At 52.3% G+C, this 430-nt stretch carries 1 protein-coding gene; it reads left to right on the forward strand.

The features are described from left to right. Positions 1-183 precede the first annotated feature (183 nt). On the forward strand, positions 184-411 hold the full coding sequence (locus AB1L30_RS00045) for a hypothetical protein (RefSeq protein WP_367011320.1): 228 nt from the start codon (positions 184-186) through the stop codon (positions 409-411). The last annotated feature ends 19 nt before the right edge of the window (positions 412-430 follow it).

Below are 430 nucleotides of genomic sequence, written 5' to 3' on the forward strand. Positions count from 1 at the left end.
CACGCTTTCCAGCCATCGAAGGACTCCTTTCGATGGTAGGTGTAACGCAAATCGTTGCCTGGCGCAAGCTTATAACGTCAGGGTTTTGAACCGAACGAAACAACATTCGGTCGCATCGTTAATCGAGAGAGCGACGATGCGAACATTGCTCCCCTCGAACCGTCGCACGATTTCGAGCAACGTTTGGTTGTAATACAACGCCCGGATATCGAGAAACTGCGCGACGAGATCCGCATTCACGACCGTAAGTATTACGTCGAAGCGAATCCGGAACTTACCGATCTCCAATACGATCAGCTTCGCAACGACATGAGCATCTACATCGTTGGCTCAGGTCGTATCAACGTCGCCGGGATCAGCGAAGCCAACGTCGACCGTTTGTGCGAAGGCATCAAACGGGTGATCGCCTAATTTGCGGCTTTCAGGTGGC

The sequence above is a fragment of the Bremerella sp. JC817 genome, from assembly GCF_040718835.1.
GTDB lineage: Bacteria > Planctomycetota > Planctomycetia > Pirellulales > Pirellulaceae > Bremerella.